The 516-nt window shown below is 55.8% G+C and carries 1 pseudogene; it reads left to right on the top strand.

The window, feature by feature from the left end:
* Nucleotides 1-416, top strand: a pseudogene (locus CSC74_RS17375) (hypothetical protein); the annotation flags it as partial.
* Nucleotides 417-516: the final 100 nt, after the last annotated feature.

Below are 516 nucleotides of genomic sequence, written 5' to 3'. Positions count from 1 at the left end.
ATTCCACTCCGTTCACCGACGACGGCCGCTGGGCCGGGCGTATCGTGGCGGCGTACGAGGACGGAGATTCGTGGCTGCAGGCCAACCAGAACGACCGCACCTTCCTCTACGGCGTGGTCGAAGGCCAGATAGGCGACAACGGCACCTTGAACGTCGGCTATTCGAACCAGCAGGCCAACTCGGTCGGCATCATGTGGGGGACGCTGCGGTTCATGAACAGCGATGGCACACAGAACGAATGGCCGCGCAATGCCACCACCACCCAGGATTGGACCTACTGGGATACGACCAACGAAACCGCCTTCGCTGAGTACGTCCACCAGCTGGGCGCGGACTGGCGGCTGAACGCTGTCTCTTTTAAACATTTCCGCGGCCACGAGCTAAGGAGAAGACAGTATTGCGGCTTTTTCTTGTAAAAAAAAAAAAGTGCACATAGCTAAGGTGGGGAAAAAATAATAAATGGAACTGTATGATACGTCTCGGTACGCTGTATACCGCCAATCTAAGCTGACACCA

This window comes from Pseudoxanthomonas yeongjuensis (genome assembly GCF_010093345.1).
Classification (GTDB): Bacteria; Pseudomonadota; Gammaproteobacteria; order Xanthomonadales; family Xanthomonadaceae; genus Pseudoxanthomonas_A; species Pseudoxanthomonas_A yeongjuensis.
The sequence above is the reverse complement of the archived record's forward strand: the minus strand, read 5'-3'. Positions and strand labels throughout refer to the sequence as shown.